Annotated in this window: 23 protein-coding genes and 1 pseudogene; 22 read left to right on the forward strand and 2 right to left on the reverse strand. The window is 46.8% G+C overall.

Annotation, left to right across the window (positions count from 1 at the left end):
• The first annotated feature begins 65 nt into the window (after window positions 1-65).
• From ACLD72_RS02290 to ACLD72_RS02325, 8 genes and pseudogenes are all read left to right on the forward strand, one after another.
• Window positions 66-1838: a sensor histidine kinase gene (locus ACLD72_RS02290; protein WP_410998224.1), complete on the forward strand. Its 1773-nt coding sequence runs from the start codon at window positions 66-68 to the stop codon at window positions 1836-1838.
• Window positions 1831-2628: a response regulator gene (locus tag ACLD72_RS02295; RefSeq protein WP_410998221.1), complete on the forward strand. Its 798-nt coding sequence runs from the start codon at window positions 1831-1833 to the stop codon at window positions 2626-2628. The genes ACLD72_RS02290 and ACLD72_RS02295 overlap by 8 nt, the downstream gene beginning before the upstream one ends.
• A 138-nt stretch (window positions 2629-2766) precedes the next feature.
• Complete coding sequence (locus tag ACLD72_RS02300; RefSeq protein ID WP_410998219.1) at window positions 2767-4110, forward strand: ABC transporter substrate-binding protein; 1344 nt, start codon at window positions 2767-2769, stop codon at window positions 4108-4110.
• Window positions 4111-4116: 6 nt separating this feature from the next.
• On the forward strand, window positions 4117-4980 hold the full coding sequence (locus ACLD72_RS02305; protein ID WP_410998217.1) for a carbohydrate ABC transporter permease: 864 nt from the start codon (window positions 4117-4119) through the stop codon (window positions 4978-4980).
• Between the two features lie 2 nt (window positions 4981-4982).
• Window positions 4983-5816: a carbohydrate ABC transporter permease gene (locus tag ACLD72_RS02310; protein ID WP_410998364.1), complete on the forward strand. Its 834-nt coding sequence runs from the start codon at window positions 4983-4985 to the stop codon at window positions 5814-5816.
• Between the two features lie 42 nt (window positions 5817-5858).
• Window positions 5859-7403 carry an alpha-L-rhamnosidase-related protein gene (locus ACLD72_RS02315; RefSeq protein ID WP_410998206.1) on the forward strand — a complete coding sequence of 515 codons (1545 nt, stop codon included), beginning with the start codon at window positions 5859-5861 and terminating at the stop codon, window positions 7401-7403.
• A 272-nt stretch (window positions 7404-7675) separates the two neighbouring features.
• Window positions 7676-7768, forward strand: a pseudogene (locus ACLD72_RS02320) (helix-turn-helix domain-containing protein); the annotation flags it as partial.
• A gap of 420 nt (window positions 7769-8188) precedes the next feature.
• The gene (locus ACLD72_RS02325) at window positions 8189-8620 is read left to right on the forward strand and encodes a hypothetical protein (RefSeq protein WP_410998204.1); all 432 of its coding nucleotides are present in this window, start codon (window positions 8189-8191) and stop codon (window positions 8618-8620) included.
• Window positions 8621-8876: 256 nt separating this feature from the next.
• Here the strand turns inward: ACLD72_RS02325 and ACLD72_RS02330 are convergent, their stop codons facing one another.
• Complete coding sequence (locus ACLD72_RS02330; RefSeq protein WP_410998200.1) at window positions 8877-9449, reverse strand: GbsR/MarR family transcriptional regulator; 573 nt, start codon at window positions 9447-9449, stop codon at window positions 8877-8879.
• Between the two features lie 171 nt (window positions 9450-9620).
• Between ACLD72_RS02330 and ACLD72_RS02335 the strand changes: the two genes are divergently transcribed.
• Genes ACLD72_RS02335 through ACLD72_RS02360 form a run of 6 tightly spaced genes read left to right on the forward strand, consistent with a single transcriptional unit; the run spans window position 9621 to window position 14787 of the window.
• A complete protein-coding gene (locus ACLD72_RS02335) occupies window positions 9621-10502 on the forward strand; it encodes a carbohydrate ABC transporter permease (RefSeq protein ID WP_410998199.1) in 882 nt (293 codons plus the stop codon).
• Window positions 10503-10532: 30 nt separating this feature from the next.
• The gene (locus ACLD72_RS02340) at window positions 10533-11375 is read left to right on the forward strand and encodes a carbohydrate ABC transporter permease (protein WP_410998362.1); all 843 of its coding nucleotides are present in this window, start codon (window positions 10533-10535) and stop codon (window positions 11373-11375) included.
• 31 nt (window positions 11376-11406) lie between these two features.
• Window positions 11407-12768: an ABC transporter substrate-binding protein gene (locus ACLD72_RS02345; RefSeq protein WP_410998198.1), complete on the forward strand. Its 1362-nt coding sequence runs from the start codon at window positions 11407-11409 to the stop codon at window positions 12766-12768.
• Window positions 12769-12778: 10 nt separating this feature from the next.
• Window positions 12779-13558, forward strand: coding sequence for an HAD family hydrolase (locus ACLD72_RS02350; RefSeq protein WP_458475513.1), 780 nt, complete (start codon window positions 12779-12781; stop codon window positions 13556-13558).
• Between the two features lie 18 nt (window positions 13559-13576).
• The gene (locus ACLD72_RS02355; RefSeq protein ID WP_410998196.1) at window positions 13577-13900 is read left to right on the forward strand and encodes a DMT family transporter; all 324 of its coding nucleotides are present in this window, start codon (window positions 13577-13579) and stop codon (window positions 13898-13900) included.
• 5 nt (window positions 13901-13905) lie between these two features.
• Window positions 13906-14787 carry a metallophosphoesterase family protein gene (locus tag ACLD72_RS02360; protein WP_410998194.1) on the forward strand — a complete coding sequence of 294 codons (882 nt, stop codon included), beginning with the start codon at window positions 13906-13908 and terminating at the stop codon, window positions 14785-14787.
• 174 nt (window positions 14788-14961) lie between these two features.
• Here ACLD72_RS02360 and ACLD72_RS02365 read toward each other — a convergent pair whose 3' ends face one another.
• Window positions 14962-15279 (reverse strand): hypothetical protein, encoded by a 318-nt coding sequence (locus tag ACLD72_RS02365; RefSeq protein ID WP_410998193.1) that lies wholly within the window; start codon window positions 15277-15279, stop codon window positions 14962-14964.
• 362 nt (window positions 15280-15641) lie between these two features.
• Here ACLD72_RS02365 and ACLD72_RS02370 point away from each other — a divergent pair, with 362 nt between their 5' ends.
• The 8 genes from ACLD72_RS02370 (at window position 15642) to ACLD72_RS02405 (ending at window position 24921) form a co-directional block, all read left to right on the forward strand.
• Entirely contained in the window at window positions 15642-16112 is a 471-nt protein-coding gene (locus ACLD72_RS02370; protein ID WP_410998191.1) for an NUDIX hydrolase, read from the forward strand.
• A gap of 173 nt (window positions 16113-16285) precedes the next feature.
• Complete coding sequence (locus ACLD72_RS02375; RefSeq protein WP_410998189.1) at window positions 16286-17068, forward strand: aminoglycoside phosphotransferase family protein; 783 nt, start codon at window positions 16286-16288, stop codon at window positions 17066-17068.
• Between the two features lie 49 nt (window positions 17069-17117).
• Window positions 17118-17573: a VOC family protein gene (locus tag ACLD72_RS02380; RefSeq protein WP_410998187.1), complete on the forward strand. Its 456-nt coding sequence runs from the start codon at window positions 17118-17120 to the stop codon at window positions 17571-17573.
• 255 nt (window positions 17574-17828) lie between these two features.
• Window positions 17829-18269 carry a GNAT family N-acetyltransferase gene (locus ACLD72_RS02385; RefSeq protein ID WP_410998185.1) on the forward strand — a complete coding sequence of 147 codons (441 nt, stop codon included), beginning with the start codon at window positions 17829-17831 and terminating at the stop codon, window positions 18267-18269.
• An 872-nt stretch (window positions 18270-19141) separates the two neighbouring features.
• Complete coding sequence (locus ACLD72_RS02390) at window positions 19142-19933, forward strand: lipid II flippase Amj family protein (RefSeq protein ID WP_410998179.1); 792 nt, start codon at window positions 19142-19144, stop codon at window positions 19931-19933.
• A gap of 149 nt (window positions 19934-20082) precedes the next feature.
• Window positions 20083-20634 (forward strand): hypothetical protein, encoded by a 552-nt coding sequence (locus ACLD72_RS02395; RefSeq protein WP_410998177.1) that lies wholly within the window; start codon window positions 20083-20085, stop codon window positions 20632-20634.
• A 244-nt stretch (window positions 20635-20878) separates the two neighbouring features.
• Window positions 20879-22387, forward strand: a complete 1509-nt coding sequence (locus ACLD72_RS02400) for a malate:quinone oxidoreductase (RefSeq protein WP_410998175.1) — start codon at window positions 20879-20881, stop codon at window positions 22385-22387.
• Between the two features lie 239 nt (window positions 22388-22626).
• On the forward strand, window positions 22627-24921 hold the full coding sequence (locus ACLD72_RS02405) for a helix-turn-helix domain-containing protein (protein WP_410998173.1): 2295 nt from the start codon (window positions 22627-22629) through the stop codon (window positions 24919-24921).
• Window positions 24922-24935: the final 14 nt, after the last annotated feature.

Consider the following 24935-nt stretch of genomic DNA (forward strand, 5'->3'; position numbering starts at 1 on the left):
CGACAGGATTTTCACATTCTAATATACAATAAGATAGATTTAGCGGAAGGGAAGAGGCGATTCAGATGAAGGAGAAACTACACCATATCTATTCGAAAGTCCGGTTTAAAAAAATTCGTAACCGCTTTCTTGCTGCGATGATCGTATTGTCGATTCCGCCGCTTTTTCTGTTAGGTTATCTTTCCTTTAACATTGCGAAGGATACGCTGCTGGAAACGAATAAAAAAACGGACCAGGTCCATCTCCAGTCATCCAGCGAGGCGGCAGACCTCATCTTCCGCAACATCGTCAATTTGAACCGCTCCGTTATTTTGAACGATGAAATCCGCGACCAACTGCGGGCTAGTCAAAATCCCGATGAGGCGAGTGCCGGCGCCAGGCATGAGAAGATTTTAAGCCAGCTCCAAAAGATGGTGAACAATCTGTTTATCAATTCCCGGTACGTCGATTCGATTTGTCTGGTTGATCTGCAATTTAAGGCACACTGTTTAGGACGTTCCGATAATTTGGGGGTTTATGAGGGAGATGGTCAGGAAGAGCGGATCAAATTGTCGCCATGGTATCGCAAGGCCGTTGAATCCCAAGGTCAAGTCGAGTTTTTTCCCGATAACGTATTGGGGGACACGTCCTACACTTTCTCCACGGTCAAACTGTTCCGGGATTCCGAAAATATCAGCGGTGAACCGATCGGTATTCTCATCATCAATATTTCCAAATCGATTTTTGATTCTATTTTTACGGAGACGGACAAAACGGACGGAGAATACATCGTATTAACTTCAACCTCAGAGAGCATGGGGGTTATTTATCCGCGAAATTCCTACATCGAACTAAACGGCCTTGCCGGGGAAAAAAACGAGCTTTATCCGCGGCTTGAAAAACAAGGTTACATGGTCGTGGATTTCAAGAACGAAACGACGGGCTGGACCTTTGTCCATATCATTAAATTGAGCGAGTTGTTGAAGCAGTCCCGGCAAATCGGAACGGTCACGGCGATTATTTCTTCCATGATCGCGCTTGTCGCTTTGATGCTGTCCTACTTTATCTCCGGCAGCATAACGCGCCCGCTGCTCCAGTTAAAGAAAATGATGCTGGACTGGACCAAAGGGAAACGGGATTTCGGTGAAACTTTTGAACATGATGAAATAGGGGCCATAGGGCAAACGTTTAAAAAGATGGCCTCCGAAAATGAAGAGCTTAGCGAACGGCTCGTTCACACCGAACTTAAGGAACGGGAAGCCGAATTACGAGCATTGCAGGCGCAGATTAAGCCACACTTTTTGTACAATACGCTGGATTCGATATATTGGATGGCCACGATCCAGAACAATAAAGAAGTCGCCCAGATGGCGTTTTCCTTATCCGAAAGCTTTAAGCTGAGCTTGAATAAAGGCAAAGAAACGATTCCGGTCTATAAAGAACTTCAGCACATCGATCATTATATGACCATCCAAAATTTAAGATATAATCATCGTTTTAAATACATTGAAAACATTTCCGGTCAGATCAAGAGCATGGAAATTTTGAAACTGCTGCTGCAACCGTTGGTTGAAAATGCCATTTACCATGGACTGGAACCGAAAGTAGGCGAGGGGACCGTGTTGCTCAAAGGGGCCGTGGAAGGCGGGTTTCTCATCTTTGTGATCGAAGATGACGGAGTCGGGATCGAGGATATGGAGCAAACGGAACGAGGCTACGGACTGCGCAATGTCAGGGAACGAATGAAGATGTTTTATGGTGAAGCGAGCGAATTGATCATCGATAGCGAGCCGGGTTCGGGCACCCGGATTGAACTGAGAATTCAACTGGACGGCAATGAGGTGAGGCTCGATGTATAAGGTTGTGATTTTTGATGACGAATATATTGTGCTCCAGGGGCTGCAGCAACTGATCGATTGGAACGGCTTCGGGCTTGAGTTGGTCGGAACGGCTGCGGACGGTTTGTCTGCTCTGGACATGGTTCGAAAACAAACTCCGGACATTGTGTTCACCGATATCCGCATGCCTGGCATGGACGGACTAAAGCTGATCGAAGAGATTATGGCGAAAGCGCCTGATACTTACTGTATCGTGTTTAGCGGTTTTAATGAATTTGAATATGTAAAGCGGGCGCTCAAGCTTGGGGTTATCGACTATTTGGAAAAACCGATCACCCTCGAAAGCATCCAGAGTTCCATCCAAAGAGTCTTGTCCCGGATCGAAGCGGATCTGGAAATGGAGATGTTGAGAAGACAGGTTGAGGAGAGCAAGGGCGTCCCCAAAACCGGAGCGGGAACCGAAACCGGCGACAGCGTAAAGCAGGGGGCGATTGAAAGGGCGAGAGCCTATATAGAACAAAATGTATCCAGAGATCTATCCTTAAACGAAGTGGCGGAATATGTCGGTATGAACGCCGCTTATTTAAGCGTGGTATTTAAGGAAGCGATGGGGGAGAGCTATATCAAGTTTCTGACAAGGCTGCGCATGGAGTTGGCGAAAGAACTGCTGCTGAGAGGATATAAAGTTCATGAAGTAAGCGAGCGCGTCGGTTATCATACGTACCGGCATTTCTCGGAAATTTTCAAGAAGCACACGGGCCTGACTCCCGGTCAATTCAAAGAGGAACAAGAGGCGAGAAGCAATCTTTAATAGGCTCCATCCAAAAAAAACGGACAGAAATCTATAAAAAGCAGCAGTACCTGGTGCGATAAGCCGAATTTATAATAAAGCCAACAGAGAACCCGGGCTCTGTACACAAAACTAAAATGGTTCAGGGGGATAAGCCCAATGGGGAAGTCGAGAAAAATCGTTGCCACAATGCTCTGTGCCGTAATTATGGCTATATTGATGGCCGCATGCGGAAATAAACAGAATGAAACAAACCATTCTGCTTCCGGGAATAGCGGTTCAAACGCCTCACAAGAAAATGTAACGATCTCGCTGCTGACGGATAATACGCAAGAACAAGTAAGCGCTGCCAAAGCGGTCATTGAAGCGTTCCAGGCAAAATATCCTTACATTACTGTCGAACACGAGACACGTCCCGGCGGTTCCGAAGGCGACAATTTGGTGAAAACGCGCATCGCTACCGGGGACTTAAATGATGTCTTTTTCTACAATTCCGGTTCCTTGCTGCAATCTCTCGCTCCTGAAAAGAACTTTGTGGATTTGACGAACGAGCCTTTCATGGCCAAAGTGATGGAGTCCTACAAGCCAACGGTAACGGTCAATGGAAAGATTTACGGCGTGCCGGCGGGCTCCACTATGGCGGGCGGTTGGTTCTATAACAAAAAGATATATGCCGATCTCGGTCTGTCCGTTCCGAAAACTTGGTCAGAACTTATGGTGAACAATGAGAAAATCAAGGAAGCGGGCATTACTCCGGTGATCGGATCGTATAAAGACAGCTGGACGGCCCAACTGATCGTACTCGCCGATTATTACAACGTCCAAAAGCAAGATCCGGCGTTTGCCGAGAATTATACAGCCAATAAGGCTAAATTCGCGGGTACTCCCGCCGCTTTGCGAAGCTTTGAGAAATTGTATGAAGTGAACGAAAAAGGCTTTATGAACAAAGATTTTCAGGCAACCACTTATGACGCGGGGCTGAAAATGCTGGCCGAAGGAACAGGAGCGCACTATCCAATGCTGTCCTTCGCGGTTCCGGCTTTGGAGCAAAACTTCCCGGACAAAATGGGCGACATCGGATTTTTTGCCCAGCCGGGAGATTCCGCGGAGTTGAACGGTTTGACGATCTGGCTGCCGGCCGGGGCCTATGCCTACAAAAACAGCAAACATGTCAATGAGGCGAAGCTGTTCCTGGAATTCCTTACGACACCGGAAGGGATTTCCGCTTGGATGAACGCCTCAAAACCTACCGGTCCATGGCCGGTTAATGGAATTGAAGTACCGGACAATGTTGCACAAGTCGTCAAGGATATGCTGCCTTATTTTGAATCAGAGGAAACGACAGCCCCCGCGCTGGAATTTGTCAGCCCGCTCAAAGGCCCGAATCTGCCGCAAATTACGGCTGAAGTCGGCTCCGGTATCACGAGTGCCGCACAGGGCGCGGAAAACTATGACAAGGATGTCAAAAAACAAGCGCAGCAGCTTGGATTAGAAGGTTGGTAAAGCAAAATGAAGTTATGGAAACGCACCTATTCCTATACCTTTTTGCTGCCTGCGGCCATCGTATACACCATTATTTTTCTTATACCGACCGCGCTTTCCTTTTTCTTTAGTCTGACACGCTGGACGTTATCGGATTGGGAGTTTATCGGACTCGAAAATTTCGTTACTTTTTTTCAAGAATCGTCTTTAAGCATCGGCTTCAAAAATACGTTGATTTACGCTCTCGTCACTTGTGTTGCCAAAGTGGTACTGGGCCTGCTTCTTGGAACGTTTCTGACGTCGAAAATAAAGACCAAAAGTTATTTGCAATCTGTGTTGTTTTTTCCGACACTGGTCAGTACGATTGCTGTCGGCGTGGCTTTCAGCACGATGATGCACCCGACCCAGGGCGTGATTAATCAAGCCTTGCAAGCGATCGGCATCACCGGACCGGACTGGCTCGGAAATACGAAGATCGCGCTCTTGTCGGTCGCGTTCGTCGACATTTGGAAAGGCGTAGGTTTTGCCACGGTCATTTTTGTCGCCGGCATTTTGTCGATCCCGGAGGAGTATTATGAGGCGCTGCAGATCGATGGCGGTAACGCCTGGAACAAATTCTGGAACATCATTGTTCCGCTCAGCCGGCCGGCCATGAACTCAGTGATCATTCTTTCGTTCATCGGCGGATTACGTTCCTTTGATTTGATCTGGGCGATGACCAAGGGCGGCCCCGGGTTTACAACGGACGTAATCGCCTCCATCATCTACAAACAATATCAGGGTGGATTCTACGGCCTGGCCACCGCAGGAAACGTTATATTATTCTTGTTCGTGTCTCTGCTCGCTTTCCCGCTCAGCATGTATCTTAACAAGAAAGAGGTGGGCCTATGAGTATGAGACGCGAAGCCGGACGACGATTCACGCTTGAGTTGCTGGCGGTTCTGGGCACGATCGTGTTATTTTGGGTTCCGTTCTATTTTGTCATCGTCAACGCTATGAAGAACTCGCAGGAAGCCTCGCTGTTAAACTTGCAATGGCCTTCGCGGATTCATTTATGGGAGAACATCAAGGAAGTTGTTCAGGCCAGAGATTACATGCTGCTTCGGGCATTTTACAACAGTACGGTGATGACGGTGCTTTCCATCGCCATTTTAGTCATAATTTGTGCCATGGTAGGTTTTATTCTGCAGCGCCGTAATGACAAAGCGAGTCCTTACATCAATTTCCTTGTGCTTTCGGGGCTGATTATTCCTCCGGCAATCGTTCCGACGATTTGGGTATTGGACCTGGTCGGGTTATTTAAAACGATGGCAGGCATCGTAGCGGTTGAGGTTGCGCTTGGTTTACCGTTCTGCGTCATCTTGTACAGAGGATTTATCGCCGGCATCCCCCGGGAAATCGACGAGGCGGCCGTCATTGACGGCTGCGGCAAATACCGGCTGTTTTTCCAAATGATCCTGCCGCTGCTCAAACCGGTATCCGCCACGATCATCATTACACAGTCCGTGTTTATTTTTAACGATTTTACGAATCCCTTGTACTTCTTTCCCGGATCGGACAACGCTACTGTTCAGTTGACGTTGTACAACTTTACGAGCCAGTTTGTGTCCCAATGGAATCTGTTGTTTGCGGACATTTTAATCATCACGGTTCCGCTACTGCTGCTTTTCGTTATATTCAACAAACAGATTGTCTCAGGCATGGTCGCTGGATCGGTGAAAGGGTGATTTGTAAGCTATTCCAATTACGGTACAGGAGTTGAATAGAAAGTGGCGATACGTCAGGGATGGGTTGAGAAGGCGCAAAGTCTGATTCCAGAGCTGTTGGAAACAAGAGTTTATCCGCAAGAACTTATTGAAGTGTACCCGGATGAAGCCGCGTTCCAAGGCTGGGGGAAGAAATCTTTAAGTCCCTATGAGCGTGTTTTGCATAAACCGTTTGATAGAGGCGAGAGCTTTACCCTCGATTTTGGAGATCACCAGGTAGGCTATGTAACCTTCAAAATAAAGGCGACGGGTAGCCCGCAAGACGCTCCGCTCCGACTTAAATTGATCTTCGGTGAAATGCCGTGCGAGGTTGCGGAAAATTTCGATGATTACAACGGCTGGATTAGCCGGTCCTGGCTTCAGGACGAAGTGATCAATATTGACGTGCTGCCTTGCGAATTGAAGCTTTCGAGACGTTACGCGTTCCGGTATTTGAAAGTCATCGTTCAAGAGACTTCGCCAAAGTTTAAGGCCGCGTTTGAGGAGATTTATTGTACAAGTGTAAGCTCGGCTGATCTTTCTAAAATTAGCCCCCTGCCTGAGCATTTGCCGGAAGATCTGGTCACCATGGACCGCATCGGGATCAAAACGCTGCAGGATTGCATGCAAACCGTATTCGAGGATGGGCCCAAACGGGACCGGCGGCTGTGGATCGGCGATCTGCGGCTGCAGGCGTTAGCCAACTATGTTTCTTTCAGCAATTTTGATCTGGTTAAAAGATGCCTGTATCTGTTCGCCGGTATGACGCTGGACAAAGGAGAAGTAGGCGCCTGCCTGTTTGAAAATCCCGAGCCGCATGTCGATGACACGCTGTTGTTTGATTATTCGTTGTTTTTTGTCGCTGTTCTGCATGACTATTATATGGCATCGGGGGACAAGGAGCTGTTGCAGGAGCTATGGCCGGTTGCCCGGGAACAGCTGGATTTGGCATGGCTTAAGGTCGGAGACGATGATCTTGTCACGGACGACCCGTCCTGGTGGTGCTTCGTGGATTGGCATCCGGAGCTGAACAAGCAAGCCTCAGCGCAAGCCATATTTATTTATTGCCTCAAACGGGGGATAGTGCTGGCGCGGGAGCTTGGCCGTAAAAATGAAGTTGAACTCATTGAAGAGAGGGTTCATTTACTAAGCAAGGCGGCTGTAACGAAATTATTCGATCCGGATCAAGGATTCTTCACCAGCGGGGCGGACCGTCAAATCTCATGGGCCTCGCAAATTTGGATGGTGCTGGCTGAGATCTTGGAGCTTAATGACAATGAGGCGCTCATGAACCGGCTGTTTGACCGGCCGCCGGCGATCGGCCCCAATACGCCTTACATGTATCATCATCTGATTGAAGCGTTGATTATTGCAGGTAACAAGGAAAAAGCGCTGGAGCAAATGCGGGCTTATTGGGGTGAAATGGTCAGGGATGGTGCCGATACATTCTGGGAGGTTTACAACCCGCAGGAGAAAAGACTATCCCCATACGGAAGCAATCTCATCAACAGTTATTGCCATGCCTGGAGCTGCACGCCCGCTTATTTTATCCGCAAATATTTTGCTTGATAATCATGGAAGAAGCGCAGACAACAAACGCCCCAGCCAAAGATAGGAGTCTAAGGCTGGGGCGTTTCGTGATTACCAGAACCGTTTATAGTGAAATTTGTGCGTCAGCATAGAGGAATAAAGTATGTTGTAGATTATCAGGTAAGGATTCTCGAATTTTGTTGAAGTATTGAGTAGACATATCTAGTAAAGAGAACATAAATTTATTTTTGACAATGCAAATAACTTTTAATATGATCAAAGAAAAATTCAACTTATTGAGGTATCGGCCAATGATCAGTTACAAACCATTTCAAAAATAATTAATAGACCGGGATATCAAGAAACAGGAGTTATTGAAATTAACAGGAATATCATCAGCCACCGAAATAACGTTAGCATGATGGCAAGTGAAGACATGAGAAAACGGCAAAATTAGTCTATTGAAGATCTCGGTGACAACATAAAGGAAAAAAAGGGCGCTATTTCAGCGATATCCCTCACGTTGCGTGAAATAGAGGAATTTTATGGCGCTATGTTCACGATTTAATGGCGAAAGACCGCCTTTCGACCTGTTCATCGAAAAATAAGACCCAAAATTTCCCCTATGATGATGAATAGGCTCAAATTCGGAAAATAAGACCCAAAAGTTCCTCTATTTTATGGGGATGGTACTGAGCACAAGACTAATATAGAACAAAGTGATCCACGGCCCCTGTCCGCAGATAAGCCATATGATTTCCGGCAACCAATACGAGACAGGAATATGGATGGAGTCATTAGAAGATGTTTCGAGGAGGGCAATATTGAAAAGAATGGCGGTTTTTTTTCTCTCAGTAATAGTAGTGATTATTGGAATCTTGTTTTTACTGGAGAAAACGAAATACACTTCAATGCAAACGGAAATTTTAGATAAAGTACGCACAGATGACACAGTGAAAATTTCTATGGAGAGATATTCAGACCATGCAAGAATATCCATTAAAGATAAAGAGATGGTTGAAAAAATCTTTGCCGATTTATCAAGTGTTGAATTAAAAAGGGTGAAAGACATTTCTTCTGACACGGAATATGCAGTAAGAATATATCTTAAAAATGAAAACCTTGGTTTTGAAGTTTCGAAAGATATGAAGTACATAGTTATACTTAAGAAATCAGGCCATACCAATTATAAGGTGTTTACTGACAACAACTTTTTAGAAACAATTCAAAACTTAGACTTACAAACTTCCAAATAAGTGAAAATGCGGGGACGTTATGCGTATTTAGTGAGGATGATTATTCGATGATGATGAAGAAAAAAATTTATAGAATTCGGAAAAAGATTCGGACAACTATTAAATTTGGAATTCGACCCGCATTGGTATGGCTAGAAGCGGGGGCGGATGGGCATTTCAGCAGATCAAAATATAACAAACAACCCAGCCAAAGATAAGATCTGTAAAGGGCTGGGTTGTTTCGTGAATTGAATAGCTTGGCTATGGAAAGTCATTTTCATCCTTCCTGCGAGGAGGGGGCATGGCTTTCAAAGTATTGTCCGCTTTGCAGACGGTTTACAAATTGCTGCAGCCATTCGTAATAGCTCACGGCATGCTTAAGTTTATGCAAATCCTGCAGGCAAAGCTTGCGCTCCTCCTCGGAAGTGGAAATATCGAGAATCGTTTCGGACAGGGGCGGGATTACCGCTTCCAGCGCCTCAACCATGACGTCGATTTCCCGCTGCAGCTTGGTGGCGAAAAACGCCTGGAACGCCTTGAAAAAATCCGTTTCCGCAGCGTAAAGATCCTTGCGCGCCTCCTTTTCGTCCAGCTTCGCCACCATTTTGGATTCGATCAAGGAACGGACCGCATAACTCATATTGCTTTTGCTCATATTCATGCTCTGCTGCATTTCCTCCAGCGTCATCGGCCGGTCTTCAAAAAACATGATCCCGTAAAGCTGACCGTAAGAGTAATTAACCCCGTACAAGTCCATCGTTTGGGCGATCGCATCGATTACTTTAGCCCGCAGCTCTTCCCGAAAGTTTAGCGGATCGCTCATTTTCCCCGAAGTTGGCTTTTTCACCATGACACCTGCCTCGAAATTTTACATAAAATTAATCATCGCTTCACGCAGAGATAACCCTTTACCCAAACTTTGAACGTACAATATTTATTGAACAGAGCGTGAATAAAACTATTTTACAACCAATTATAGCAAAAATTCAAAAAAAATTGAACAGTGAAAAAAGGAGGACTCATGAAACGTTCTCAATTAGCGGAAGACTTCCGGGCGCTGCTTTTCACGCTTCCCGCCATGGTTCCGCTGGCGTTGTTTTGGTTTTATCCGCTTGGGTTTATCATCTATCTCAGTTTTATGGAATGGGATTTCATGAGCCCGGACAAGCTTTTCGTCGGATTGCAAAACTACCGCGATTTGTTCGCCAATCCGGCATTTTATCAGTCACTGCGCGTTACCGTGCTGTTTTGTGCGGGCAGTGTACTTCCTGTGGTCGTGCTCGGACTTGGCCTGGCGCTGCTGCTGAACCGGAACATGAAAGGCGGATCTTTCTACCGGATGCTGATGTTCTCGCCGTGGGTGACTCCGACAGTGGCCGTGTCGATCGTCTGGTCCTGGATCTATGAACCCGAGGTCGGACTAGCGAACAGTCTGCTGAAGGCGGTTGGCCTCGAAGGAATCCGCTGGCTGGAGGACCCGAACTGGGCGCTCGTTGGTATTCTCCTCGTCACCATCTGGAAATCGGCCGGCTGGGGGATGATATTTTACCTCGTCGCGCTCAGGAATGTGCCTTCCGATTTGCTGGAAGCCGCCGAGTTGGATGGAGCAAACCGCTGGAACAAATTTGTGCGCGTAACGCTGCCGCTGATCTCGCCCACGACCTTTTTTCTGGTCGTCGTTCAGGTCATCCAGTCGCTGCAGGCATATGACCAAATTAATGTGCTTACCCAGGGCGGACCGGCAGGATCCACCAGAACGCTGCTGTACCTCTACTACCAATCCGCTTTTGAGTCGTTTCAAATCGGAGAGGCATCGTCGGTGGCCATTACGCTGGTCGTCTCATGCGTGACCCTGTCACTGCTTTCGTTCTGGGTTGGACGGCGCACGGTTCATTATACTTAATTGTCCTTGGGAAGGAGAGCGAGCATATTGATGCAAGGTTTTAAAAAGATGGGGAGTGCGCTTCGCTACTTACTGGTTGCGGCGGCATCGCTGCTGATGGCGTTTCCGTTTTACTGGATGGTGACCAGCGCGCTCAAAAGCAATGACGAGATCTGGCAGTTTCCGCCGACATTATGGCCGCAAAGTCCCAAATGGGGGCAGTTTGCCGAGGCATGGGCTGCGGCTCCGTTTGAACGTTATATGGTCAACAGCATTTTTGTGGCGATTTCCATTGTCGTGCTGCAGGTCATTAATTCCGGGATGATGGCTTACGCCTTGACGCATATGAAATTCCGCCTGAAAGGATTTTTTACCGCAGTGGTGCTGGTCGGATATATGGTGCCGAGTACGGCGGTTTACCTGCCAGGTTATATCTTGCTGGGCAAGCTGGGGATGCTGGATTCCTACGCCGGGCTGATCTTCTCCAACTGTGTGAGCGTGTTTTCGATTTTCCTGATCCGACAAGCCTTTCTGCAGGTCTCGCATGAAATGGTGGAGGCCGGGCAAATCGACGGAGCTTCTCATTTCCGGATTTTGTGGACGATCCTGCTGCCGCTGGCCCGCTCTTCTTTTGCGGTACTGGGGCTCATTACCTTCATCGATCAATATAACAATTATTTCTGGCCGATGCTGATCACCAAAAGCGACAATTTACGGCTGGTTTCGGCCGGGCTGCGCAGTTTTTTCGTGGAGGGGGGTGCTTACGGGCTGAAATGGCCGCTGATTATGGCTGCCAGCGCCTTCACGATCGCTCCTTTGCTCGCGTTGTTTGCGCTGACCCAGAAAACGATCATGCAAAGCGTCAATTTGTCCGCAGGTGCAAGTAAGGGTTAATGAAATGAAAACCAAACGTGGAGGGTATGAAATGCCAAATTTAAAGAAATCATTTTTCGGAATTTTGATGACATGCACATTCCTGCTGATCAGCGCATGCGGGGGAGGCTCCGGCGCGGCAGGCAACTCGGCTGACCCGGCTCAGGCCGCTTCCGGAGGAAATGGGGAGAAGACGGGAACGCAGGCCCCTGCGGAGCCGGTAACGATCGAGTTCTGGTATGGACTCGGCGGGAAGCTGGGCGAAAACATGCAGGTTTTAATCGATAAATTCAATAGTTCTCAGCAGGAGGTTATCGTTAAGCCGGTCGTACAGGCGGATTACAGCGAAACGGAAAAAAAGCTGCAGGCGGCCATCGCATCGAAGACCGTACCCGCTGCGGTGCTGTCCTCCAATGTGGACTGGGCGCGCAAAGGGTACTACGCTCCACTTGATGAGCTGATCGCCGGAATGCCGGATTTTAATCAGGACGATGTGGTGCAGACGTTCCTCGAACAGGGGAAGGTGGACGGCAAGCAGTTTTTCCTGCCGATGTACGGAACGACGCAGGTGATGTATTACCGGAAGGATGCGCTGGAGAAGCAGGGAATCAAAGCGGAAGATTTGACGACCTGGGAAGCACTGGCTGATGCGGCCGCGAAAATGACCGTGAAAGAAGGCGGCAAAACCGTATTTTACGGCTGGGAACCGATGTGGGGCGCTGGCAATATGATCGACGCGGTATATAGCAAAGGCGGCAAAATTTTGAGCGATGACGGCAAAACGGTGCTGATCGATTCCCCGGAATGGGTGGAAACGTGGGAGTTGTTCCGCAAATGGATCCACGAGGACAAAATCATGCGCATCCACTCCGGCGGCCAAGGCTGGGAGTACTGGTACAAAACGATCGACGATGTCATGAAGGGACAAGCGGCCGGATACACCGGCTCCAGCGGCGACCAGGGCGACCTGGACTTTAACATCGTGGCGGCAATGGAGCAGCCGGGCTGGGAAGGCGCAGGCGAAGGCAAGCCGGTCGCCGAGGCGATTATGGCCGGGATTCCGGCAGCGGCCAGCCCGGAGCAACAGCAGGCGGCGATGAAATGGTACAACTTCTTTATGAGCGCGGAAAATACCGCTTTCTGGTCGATGAACACCGGTTATATTGCGGTTCGCCAATCGGCCCTGGATAACCCGGAATTCGTCGCTTTCAGCGAGAAAAATCCGCAGGCCACCGTGCCGCTCAAGCAGGCAACGCACGGCTCGAAGCCGTTCCAGGATCCTACGGGCGGCAAAATTACCGATGCGCTTAAAATTGCCGCGGATAAGGTGCAGATCAGCAACGTGCCTGCCGCCGAGGCGCTTAAGGAAGCGAAGGAGACGGCGCAGCGTGAACTTGACCGGATGGGCAAATAAGGAGGCTCCCTTGGGTCAATTGATTGTACACGACCGGGAGTTTGAGATCCAGGCGATTTTGTTTGATAAGGATGGCACATTGCTTGATTTTGTTTATACCTGGGGAAAATGGGGCGAGCTGCTGCTCGCCTGTTTCTCCGCAGAGATTAAGGGGCGCCGGCTGCCGGCTCTTCCCGCCAACCTTCTGGAGATGTGGGGCATGCGTTATAACGAAGCAGGGGAATTTGCCGGTTATGACCGGAATAGTCCTTTATCGATGGGAACGGTTGATGATCTGCTGACACTGTTAGCCTGGGAGGGCTACAGGCTTGGTTTATCCTGGGCGGAGGCTTGGATGCTGGCGGGGACATGCCGCCTTGCGGCGGATGCCGGTTTGAAGCAATCCCGGACGGCCAGGCTAATCCCAGGAGTGCTCCCCTTTCTTGAGCAATGCGAGCGCAGCGGAATCAAGCTGGGGATCGTCACGTCCGATGAGACGAGCGCGGCGGAGGAGCATTTGGAGTGGCTGGGGATTCGCCGTTTTTTTTCGATATGCTTGGGAGCCGATCGGGTCAACCGGGGAAAGCCGTTTCCCGATATGGTGGAGTCCGCCTGCCAGCAAATCGCGGTGGATGTTGCGCGCACGGCCGTGATCGGCGATACGGACGGGGATATGCAGATGGCCCGCTCAGCCGGTGCGGCTGCGGCAATCGGTTTGGGTGCGGAGGGCATAGCGGGCAAAAACGGGTTTCCGCAGGCGGATATCGTGATTGCCTCTTATGATGAGCTTGCCATTCGGAAAGGCCAGTAAACGGAAGGTGGAAAAGAAATGGGCTGGTTATTCCTGGCTTTGGCCATTGTGCTGGAGTTGTCCGGCACGGTGTCGATGAAGCTGTCGGATAGCTTTTCCCGCTGGGGTCCTTCGGTGCTGATGTTCGCTTTTTACGGGGCGAGCTTTACTTGTCTCAATTTTGCGCTGGGGTATATGAAGGTCAGTACCGTTTATGCGATATGGTCGGGGGTTGGCATCGTGCTGATCTCCTTGGTGGGAGGATTTGTGTTTCAGGAAAAGTTATCGCTGTCCTCGATGCTATGGATCGGCCTGATCGTGATCGGGGTCATCGGTTTAAATATGAGCGGCAAGGGAGGATGATGGGCATGGCAAATACAGCTATGGCGAACGGGAGCAGCGAGCGGCGGGACGACAATATTCTGCTCGCTTTTCAGGTGATTACCGACACGCATGTTCGGGCGGATGCCCGGCATACCTATAACGTGAACCTGGAGAAGGCGCTGCAGGACATTGCAACTCACGGGGCCGGGAGCGCCGGGGTGATGCACGCCGGTGATGTGACCGACCATGGTTTCCCGGAAGAATACGAGGAATGGAAACGAATTTGGCGCCAACATGGGGACTCTTTACCGCCGCTGTACATGACTATGGGCAATCACGATGTGGGCTTGGGAAATTGGGATGAGCGTTTAAGCCGTTTCCTGTACGAGACGGGGACGGAATCGGCCTATCATGATCATTGGATTAACGGTTATCATTTTATATTTCTGGGGACCGAGGAAGGTTTGGAGATCTGCTGCTCGCTGTCCGAGCAGCAGATGGCCTGGCTGGACGCCAAGCTGGGGGAAAATGCCGCGGCGGACCGGCCTGTGTTCCTATTTCTGCATCAGCCGCTGAAGAACACGGTCGCCGGCTCTTACGAGGAGCAAAAGTGGTACGGTGTCGTCCAGGACGCCGAGCTGCGGGCCGTTTTGGCGCGGCATCCGCAGACGATTCTGTTCACGGGGCATACCCATTGGGAGCTGGAGGCGCCCAACAATTATTTTCCCGGGCAAGGTGAGCTGCCGGCCATGTTTAACGCGGCTTCCGTCGCTTACCTGTGGACCGATGAGGATGAACATAAGGACGGCAGCCAAGGCTACTATGTGGAAGTTTACAAGAACCACGTAAGTGTGAGGGGCCGGGATTTTACGAGGGGCGTGTGGATCGAAGCGGCAGCGTTTCGGGTGGATTTTCGGCGGACATAAAGCTCGAGCCAACTGCGTGGAGCAGTAATCGAGATAGATATGATGACAATTAAGGAGACGGCGATGGCCGTCTTCTTGCATTTTGCAGCAGATGTGAATGACAACCACCGGATTTGGTGAAAAGATGAAATGGCGAAAAGAAGAAAAAAATCCGATGCGCCGGCACCGGATCGTTTACTTGATTCTTTTCAGTTCAGCTTCCTGCTGGATGGAGCGTGCGGAAAGCAATTCGATGATTTTATGCTGATTCTCCAGAATGGATTCCACATTCTTGAGTCGATCATTGGTTTCCAGCACTGCACGTTTAATCAGTTCCTGATCTTGTTTCATGACTTGCTGTTCATTTTCTAGACGATCCAAGCGTTGATCCACCTGTTCAAAACGTTCATCTATCCGATCGAAACGTTGATCAAATCGATCCATTCGCTCGTTAACCGGTGTTAATTCTTCTTTAATAACGGACCGCAGCAACTCTGTTAATTCATTGTCCATAAGTTCCGCTCCTTTAAGAGGTTGTTTAAAAAGTCCGCTTTTGATCACGAAGTAAATTCAAGAAGTTAATCGGCATCGAATCTTGAATTCAACCGGGCCCTTCGGTGCTCACGTACCCAAAACGTACGCTCCGCTCCTCGGTCCCAGCTTCATCCAACCTTCTCGGTGCTGAAAACCGACCTTTTTGAACACGCACTTTAAATCTTGATAGAACTATTTTATCAAATATCGAGGCCTAATTCTATTAAGATTTTGCGTCTTTGATTTAGTATGTAATGTAGGCTATATTGTCGAAATGTACACTGAGAACCTAGCGTAGTCAGCCAAATCAATACTAATACATTAAAGAAAGGAACAATTAAGTGGAAAATTCTCCAAAGCATACAGTGACCGCAGCTGCGGTTGTGATAAATGACCATCATGAAATTTTGTTAATTTATGGTCCAAAGCGAGGCTGGGAAATTCCTGGTGGTCGAGTTGAAGAGGGAGAATCATTATCCTCCGCAGTCGTACGGGAAACTAAAGAAGAGACTGGAATAGATATAGAAATCGTGAAATTTTGCGGGTTATTTCAGAATGTTAAGGAATCCGTTTGTAACACCTTATTTTTGGGAAGACCCATTGGGGGAACGTTTAGAACATCGAATGAAAGCCTAGAGATTGGATTTTTTACAATTGAAGAGGCATTGAATATGATAACTTGGAGGAGTTTTAGAGAACAAATTGAATATTGTATAAATTATAAAGAACAATTTTTAGTAGAATTTAACAATCAAAATTTAAAGCGAAAGACATTTTGTGGGGATATTGAGGAGGGCTCAGACTTCTTATAACACTGGATTACGCGGAGGGCCGTTGACTCTCGGACTGCAGAGGCGTTTCATGGAGGTGGTCTCAGTGAGAAAAGAAATCCCATGAAAGGCGGGAACCTACTATAAATACTCTCAACATTCATTGGGTTGAACTGGAACAAGACACTTTAAACCTAAAAACACAAGCGTACGAAGTGATTCCTTTATCACCAGGGCTTGAAGCGGATGTTGTAAAAGTGGAATCAGGTAATAGATCTTATGTTCTCAAGATATGGAATAAAAGTTCTAAACCTAATATTGAGAACCAACACAAACTCCTATCGGAACTATACAATAGAGGTATAAGTGTCTCAAAGCCTTTTGGTTGGGGCGTTGACGTAGATAACAATCAAGTTTTGCTGACCAGTTATGATGGCACGCCAGTCTCCAAAATAAACAAAAACAAACTTAAGAATCTAGCACGAATGTTAGCCGAGGTGCATAAATTTCGTTTGGATGACCGCGCCTCGTTATTAATTCCAAGGTATGATTTTATTCAATACTTTTTTCCTTCGATAGAAATGCACGAAGATTTAAACCGTACATTGATGAACGTTATTAATATGACAGAGCTTGGCCAAAACAGTTTAATACATGGCGACTATAACTTAGGGAATATCGTAGAGGAACAGGGGCGCTATACAATAATCGATTGGACCAATGGACAACTTGGTGATCCTAGATACGATATCGCATGGTCAGTATTCTTAATGAAGATTTACGCTGGCGAGAGGTATGGAGAAATATATCATTCAGCATTTTTAGGGTTAACAGATGACCCTGCTGCGGATGACTTGCGGATTTTTGAAGCAATTGCTTGTTTGCGTTGGATTTTATTATATCGAGTTGCCGATCTTCCTAAGGGTCCAAGCACAATGAAACGAGTGAAAAAAATCGTCCAAAACAATATTTATTTAAGTGAAGAATTTCTGGAGTGAAACCGGAAGTAGGCGGGGACGTACCATAAAAAAACAAGGAGTGCTTCCAATGAACCAAAAGTTTGCCTTTTCACGTATTGGCTACGTTTATGTTCCAACAACCCAAATTGATGAATCCATCGCATGGTACACCGAGAACCTAGAATTTAAACTCATGAATAAGTTTCAAGATCGAGGCTCATTTGTTGCAGTATTACATCACCCGCATAAAAACTCAATTGCATTATTACTTATAGAAACCGATGACAAGAAATCGTTGGAAATCATGAGAAATGGGAAACCATTTCCTATCATGGCGATTAATTGCCCAGATATTGAATATACCCATAAGTTGCTAAAAGACAAAGGATTAATGGTTGAAGATTTACATACGCTAGGGGCTGGGGAAGCAAAATATTTTTATTTTAGAGATAATGAAGGGAATTTATTAGAAGCAGCTTGGTCAATTTGGGATCCGGAAGACGAAATTAAAGAAGAATTTATTGAGCAAAAGAAGAAATGGTGAAGCAAAAAGTAACATCAATTCCAATTTATGATATGATAATTTTAAAGTTAAAGTACTTAGTTGTTTCGATCCAGCCTAAGATAGGGGCAATCTAGGGCTGGGTTGTTTTTGCGATACCGTTATAGTAGGTTAAAACTTTTGAAAGGTGTGATGTGGTATGAGAAATAACCAGTGTATTTTAATGGACTTGTCGGTGAAGGCATTATATTAGGTAGAGAGCCTAGATCGGGTCTCTCTACAAATTGGAGGGTTCCGATGATTAGATTACAAAGAATTAACAAAGATAATTGGGAAGAATGTGCAGCATTAAAACCGGAAAAAGAGCAACAACAATTTATAGCACCCAATGTGTATTCAATTGCTGAAGCACAGTTTTTGCACGGGTTTTCGAGCATGGCTATATATAAGTACGAGACAATGATTGGGTATACGCTATATGGAATTGATCCGGATGATAACAATTATTGGATGTACCGTTTTATGATCGATCAACACTTTCAAGGTAAGGGATATGGATTCATGGCCGTTCGTAAGATAATTGAAGAGATAAGAAACCGCCAAGATAGAACGGATGTACTGATTTTGGGATATAAACCCGAGAATGAGAGAGCAAGAAGATTGTATTCAAAGGCAGGATTCACAGAAGATGGATTGGCTCCGTGGGGAGAAGTGATCGCAAAATATAAATATGTGTAAGTTCGGGGATGGCATGAACATCATCAAACATTGAAATCACGTGGGGGGACGACTAAGGTCGTCCCTTGGTTTACATGAATTTCAAAAAACAGAGCCGTGGTTAATCAAAGAAGACACGAAAGAGGCTTAGTCAAAAAATGACCCAGTCAAGATAAGCTCTAAGGCTGGGGGATCGTGAACATCAGAACGTTAGGTGAAATCACCGCAAATGAAAATATGGAGTGAATTCCTATGGAGTTAACAGAAATCAAGAAAGATTTATTCAAAAAAACTTTTTGAAACTACCTTGAAATGAAAGGAAGAAATTCTTGAAGATACAATGTGAATGTGGTGGAGTCATCGTTGACTCAACAGACTATTTATCATACAAAGGGTATTTGATATCTGATCAAGACTGGTTTGATTTTTGTGATGCAATTGACTTTGCAATCGAAAAGTCAGGTCCGACAGAGATGGATAAAGAGCACGCTGCAATGAGAATTCGTAGAATATCGAATTTACAAGAATAGTTTATCAATGTACTGAATGTGGCAGATTGATAATTGATAGAGTAGACGGGGGGTTAGAAATCTTTAACAAAGCTGATACCTACATAGGAACAAGAACATTAGGGTCTGTTTTTGGTGACGATTGGAAAAGGCCTTTAATCGGTGATTGGAATGATGAGAGAACTGGGGAGACAAATGGGTATTTATGGTGTGTAAATGCACCTGAAACAGATTTTAAAAGTTGGGATAAACTTGAAAAAGAATACTATTATTGTTTCAAGAATTAAAAGAAAAAAATAAACTTCGTTCATCATTGTTAAGAAAGAACCATGAGATATTACACTCCTGGGAATGCAATGATGTCCTCTAAAAAGGAGAAGTACCATGGTACATAACTTAATTGCTGTTTTTGTACTAACTATGATTATACATATGGTTGAAACTTCATCTTACGCGTTACGTTTAGCTGGGGTTAAAATAAATAAACTTGCCGTGGCACTTTCATTATTGGGGATTACTGTTCTGATCTCCCGGACAGCTAATCTAATACAAGCACCAATGACGGCAAAGTTTATAGACTATGGCAAGGTTGCCTTGAATTTTGATGTTTTAGAGTATCTAAGGATTATCATAGTTGCCTCATCTTTTGGCACAATATTAGGCATTCTCCTTTTCCCTACACTTGTTAACTTATGGGGGCGAGTTATATCTAGGTTTGAAGTTGCAGGGTCTTTACCAAAGTTGATTTCAAGTGTAACAATTGGTCAATTAATGAACACAAGGCATTATGTTCAAAAACCTTCTTTTCAGCTTTCAGGGTTCCGGTATCTAGGGATTCCAAAGAGATTTATACTTTTGAATGTCTTGGTAACGGCTATTTATACGGTTGGTGTTTTATCTTCGCTTTATGCAGCGTATTTGGTCCCAGAATTGGGCACATCCGCCTCACAATCATCTGGACTAATTAACGGTATTGCAACGATATTGTTGACGATTTTTATAGACCCACAGATAGGATTAATTACGGATAAGGCTTGCAATAATGCGATCTACAAAGAGAAATTAGGGAAAATCTATTTGTTGCTCATGATTTCGAGGTTTTTCGGAACCTTACTTGCACAATTTTTATTAATACCTGCTGCCTATTTTATCAGTTTCGCGATTAAGATTTTTTGAGAGAAAGCATGGAAATATTGGAATTTAAACAAGTCAAGGGTGAGACATGAAGAAATCAAAATTAAGCATTGGGCTGGATATTGTTTAAGTTGATTTATGTTGGTTGTCAACCATAACACTGGGCAATAGCGGAAAAGAATAGGAGAAAAATGATTAAATTTCATAAAGACATTGTTGAATTTATCGATTATCCATTTACTGCAGCATCTATTTACCCAAATGGAGTCATACATAAGGATAAAATTAAAGAGGTTTTACTGAATCAATTTCCGCCTGAGATTCGGACTTTAGAAGGGGAAGTTTTATTTGTCATAGCTCCTTATAAAGAACAACTAGAAATATTCGCTCAAAACCATAATATACCCATCGTAAAAAGAGTCGATGTTTGGGGGTTAGTATTGGAAGAGTTTTTAGATACAGAATTTAGCGAAGAAGATCGGGAAAGCATATTTAAAATACTTGAAGATTGTGGAGTTAATAGAGATGAAGTAATCCGTATTAGAAATTCTCTGCAGGAACTTATGGTAGCATATAATTTCAAATCTATGTTGTGGGAATGGTTTCATTTAGGATTATATGATCTCTTGCAAGCGTACAACGGAAAATTAGCCGGAAATAATTATAAATTAAATATTCAAGAGTTTAAAAGAATTTATTGGAAAGCCATGGAATTGGGAAATAAAGGCCTTTTGAGGGGATGACAAGACGGCCCTTGCTAACACACTGCACTTAACGCTCCAGTCCTCTAGTGACCACAAAAGCACCCTATAACTATCCTTTATGATCCGGATAAATAATATTTTTTGTCCATTTTTGCAGGGATGCACTATGATATAATTAACTGCAAAAATAATTATGTATCTAAATTACTTCCTGGCTTGCTGCAGCGACTAAGCAGGAGCGCCTGCTTCCTTCTGCAAATCTTAGGTAATAAGGACTGATAAAATGAGCAACGGACAAACGAAAACAGACGTTATCTTGATCGGTGCCGGAATCATGAGTGCGACCTTGGGGTCACTGCTGAAAGAATTAGCGCCAAACTGGGAAATTACAGTTTTCGAGCGGCGCGCCATAGCGGGAGAGGAAAGCTCCAACGAATGGAACAACGCGGGGACGGGGCATTCCTCCTTGTGCGAGCTCAATTATACCGTCGAGAAGCCGGACGGGTCTATTGATATTAGCAAAGCGATCAAAGTGAATGAAGAGTTTCAGGTCTCCAAACAGTTCTGGTCTTATCTCGTAAACAGCAAGCTGATTCGCAATCCGAAAGATTTTATTGTGCCAGTGCCTCATATGAGTTTTGTGCAAGGGGAAAAAGACGTCACCTTTTTGAGAAAACGTTATGAAGCGCTTTCAAATCATCCGCTATTCCATGGGATGGAGTTTTCCGACGATTCGGACCAGCTAAAGGAATGGATTCCGCTAATGATGAAAAACCGGATGGCCAATCAACCCATTGCGGCGACAAGAAGCGAAGCCGGAACGGATGTCAATTTCGGCGCATTAACGCGCATATTGTTTGAACACTTAAAGCATAAAAACGTCGGTATCCACTACAACCGCCATGTGGAAGATATTAAACGTTCCGCTGACGGCTCGTGGGAAGTGAAAATACGGAATGTCGAAAGCGGTGCTGTGGAACGCCATACAGCGAAATTCGTCTTCATCGGCGGCGGGGGAGGAAGCCTTCATCTCCTGCAAAAGTCCGGTATTCCCGAAGGAAAGGGAATTGGAGGATTCCCGGTAAGCGGACTGTTTTTGGTGTGTCAAAACCCGGAAATTGTCGCGCAGCATCATGCCAAAGTATACGGCCAAGCTCCGGTTGGCGCTCCGCCGATGTCTGTGCCGCATCTTGACACCAGATTTATTGACAACAAAGAATCGCTGCTGTTTGGACCGTTTGCCGGCTTCACGCCTAAGTTTTTGAAGTTCGGTTCCATGTTGGATTTGATCACTTCCGTCAAACCGCATAATCTTGTAACGATGCTGGCGGCGGGCGCAAAAAACGCTTCCTTGACCACCTACCTGATCAAGCAGGTGATGTTATCAAAGGAAAAACGTATGGAAGCTTTGCGGGAATTCGTTCCAAACGCGAAAAGCGAAGATTGGGATGTGCTGGTGGCCGGTCAGCGCGTGCAAATTATTAAAGATACAGCTGCAGGAGGCAGAGGCACGCTTCAATTCGGTACGGAAGTGATCAGCGCCGCCGATGGCTCCATTGCCGCATTGCTCGGGGCATCTCCTGGGGCTTCTACCGCCGTTTCCGTCATGCTCGAGGTCATGCAAAAATGCTTCCCGGAACATATCCATGCATGGGAGCCGAAGATTAAAGCCATGATTCCTTCTTATGGTGCGTCGCTATCGAACAACCCGGAGCTTATTCGCGAGATTCATGCTTTCGCAGCCCGAACGCTGGGTCTAAAAGAGACTTTGCCGTTGGAGGCAGTGCACTAAACTAGATAACCATTGCCGCTAATCGCTAATGAATAGTGGATGAATAACCATTTCTTTTGTAACCCTTTACACGCACAGCAACAAGGTGTTGGATGAAAATCCAGCACCTTTTGTTGTATAATTTACCCATGTATGTATTCGAGGAGCCAGATGCGCACAAATTTGTAAGCGCTTTTATGTCTAAACACAAGTAGAACTGATCGCTTCAACGGCTAATCCATGATGGGAAGAGGGGAAAAATGAAACGAATTCCGATGATGCTTCAACTGGGACTGATCCTGTTTTGCGTCATGACAGTTCCCGCGGCAATCCTGACTTGGTATAGCGGTACGCAGATTATGGGCAATTCGGAAGCCGCCATCGCCGAATCTTCATTGGCGGGATTAAACGCCAACCGCAAGCTGAACGAAAACGCGCTGAACAACCTCGCTCAAGATACGGTGCGCCTGGCCGCCACTAACATCTTTGACCGCATTCGCGGCTTTGAAACCTTTACCGAACTGAACGAAAATTACAATAATGTGAGCGGTGCGTTAGCGGTGCTCAAGGAACTGGTGAACTTGAATCACCGGGTAGACGGCGTTTATTCCTCCTATTTTTATCTAGAGAGTGCGGATTATGTGGTTTCAACCGACAAAGGCATTATAGCGCTGGGCCGCTATGAGCCGATCGGGTGGATGGAGAAAGCCCTTGCCGGACGCCGGGGAATCAGCGGCGTATGGTATCCGCGCCGGATGGCCTCGGGGGAAACCGTGGTCTCGTATGTGCTGCCGCTAAACCGCCTTTCGACCACGACGCGCGGCACCATCGTCGTCAATTTGCGGGAGAAGCAAATCGGGGAGTATCTGCGTTCATCGGAGCCGGGCGAACATGGCTACCTGCTCATGAAATCGGATGGTACCATTATCTCGCACAACGACAAATCCTTGCTGCTCAGCGACGGCACGAAGCAGCCGTTCATGCAAGAGGTTTTGGAAAGCGGGGCGAAAGAGGGGTACGCGTACCATGAGCTTGAAAACGAGCGGCTATTGTACACGTGGTCGCGCTCAAATCTGTTCGGCTGGTGGAATGTCAACATTTTTTCGATGGACGAATTGATAACCAAAACCCTCATTTTGCAGCGCAGTATCATTTTGCTGACGGCCATCCTTATTTTTTGCGGTTCCATACTGACGGTTTTTCTTGCGACATGGCTGTCCAAGCCGCTGCGCGAGCTGGTGCGGACCGTGCGGGCACGCGGGGTTCTAGGGGTGGCGGACAAAAATGAGCTTGCCTTCCTTGACGCGGCATTCCGGCGAATGCAGGAGGAAGAGGAGGAACTCTACAAGCTGCTGCAGGAGCGTGAACAGGATACCCGCAGCCTGGCGATCCATCAATTATTGCGAGGCGAGGTATCGAAACCGGTCGCGGAGATGTTCCCGAAACCTTATTTTCAGGTGGCCGTCGTCTCCATAGACCGTTACAGGCGTTATGTGAACAAAACGAACCCGGAGACGCGCAGCTACCACCGGTATCTGCTCATCTCGCAATGCGACGGCTTGTTTCCGGCGGGGGTTCATGCGCGCTGCGTCTATCAAGGGGAAGACTGCTTCGCCACCGTGATCAATTACGGGCAGGAGGAACTTGAACGCGGCTTAAGGGGAATCAAGGAAGCGCTCGTGGCGATTCGAAGCAAAGCGGCAGAACTGCTCGGCCATACCGTAACGATCGGCGTTAGCAGCCGGGCGGAGACGAGCGCCATGATCCAGGACCGCGTGGTGGAAGCGCTGGAGGTGATTAAACACCGTATGATTGAAGGCAGCGGCGGGATTACTTTCTGGAGGCAGGATGCCGAACATGGCAAAAGCTATATTTACCCCGCGAACAGCGAAAGACGCATTCTAAACTTTTTGGACGCCGGCGACCTCGACAGCATCATGAAGGAGCTCGCGCTCATCCGAAACGAAATTCATTCCGCCCAGTACATCTCCTACGACAATATCATGTTCATCTACAATCAATTGCTTGGTGTCACCATAAAACATCTCAGGGAAAACAATATCAGCACCGCGCGTATTTTTGCGGGCCGGGGGAACATTTATTCCGCGCTTGCTTCCATCGACACCCTTGACGAGCTAGAAGAATATCTGCGCGAGTTTTTCGGCGAAATAATTCAGTACCTTGCGCGGAACTCGGGGGAGACCGGCTACAGCGAGCGAATTATCCGCTACCTGGAAGCTCATTTTTGTGAGGAAATCGTGTTTGAGGAGATGGCGAAGGACATCGGCATCAGTTATTCCTATATGCGAAAGATCGTATACGAACTGACGGGGAAGAGCCTAATCGACTACATCAACCTGCTGCGAATCGAAAAAGCGAAACAGCTGCTGCTGGAGACAAAGCTTAATATAAAGCAGATCGCAGCGGAGGTCGGATACTACAATGTACAAAGCTTAAACCGCTTTTTCCGCAAATACGAGGGCATGCCTCCAAGCAGCTACAAGGCTTCCAAGTGCCGGACAATCAAAAATGATAGGGAAAATCAAAACTCATGATTTACCGATCCGAA

The sequence above is a fragment of the Paenibacillus lacisediminis genome, assembly GCF_046567315.2.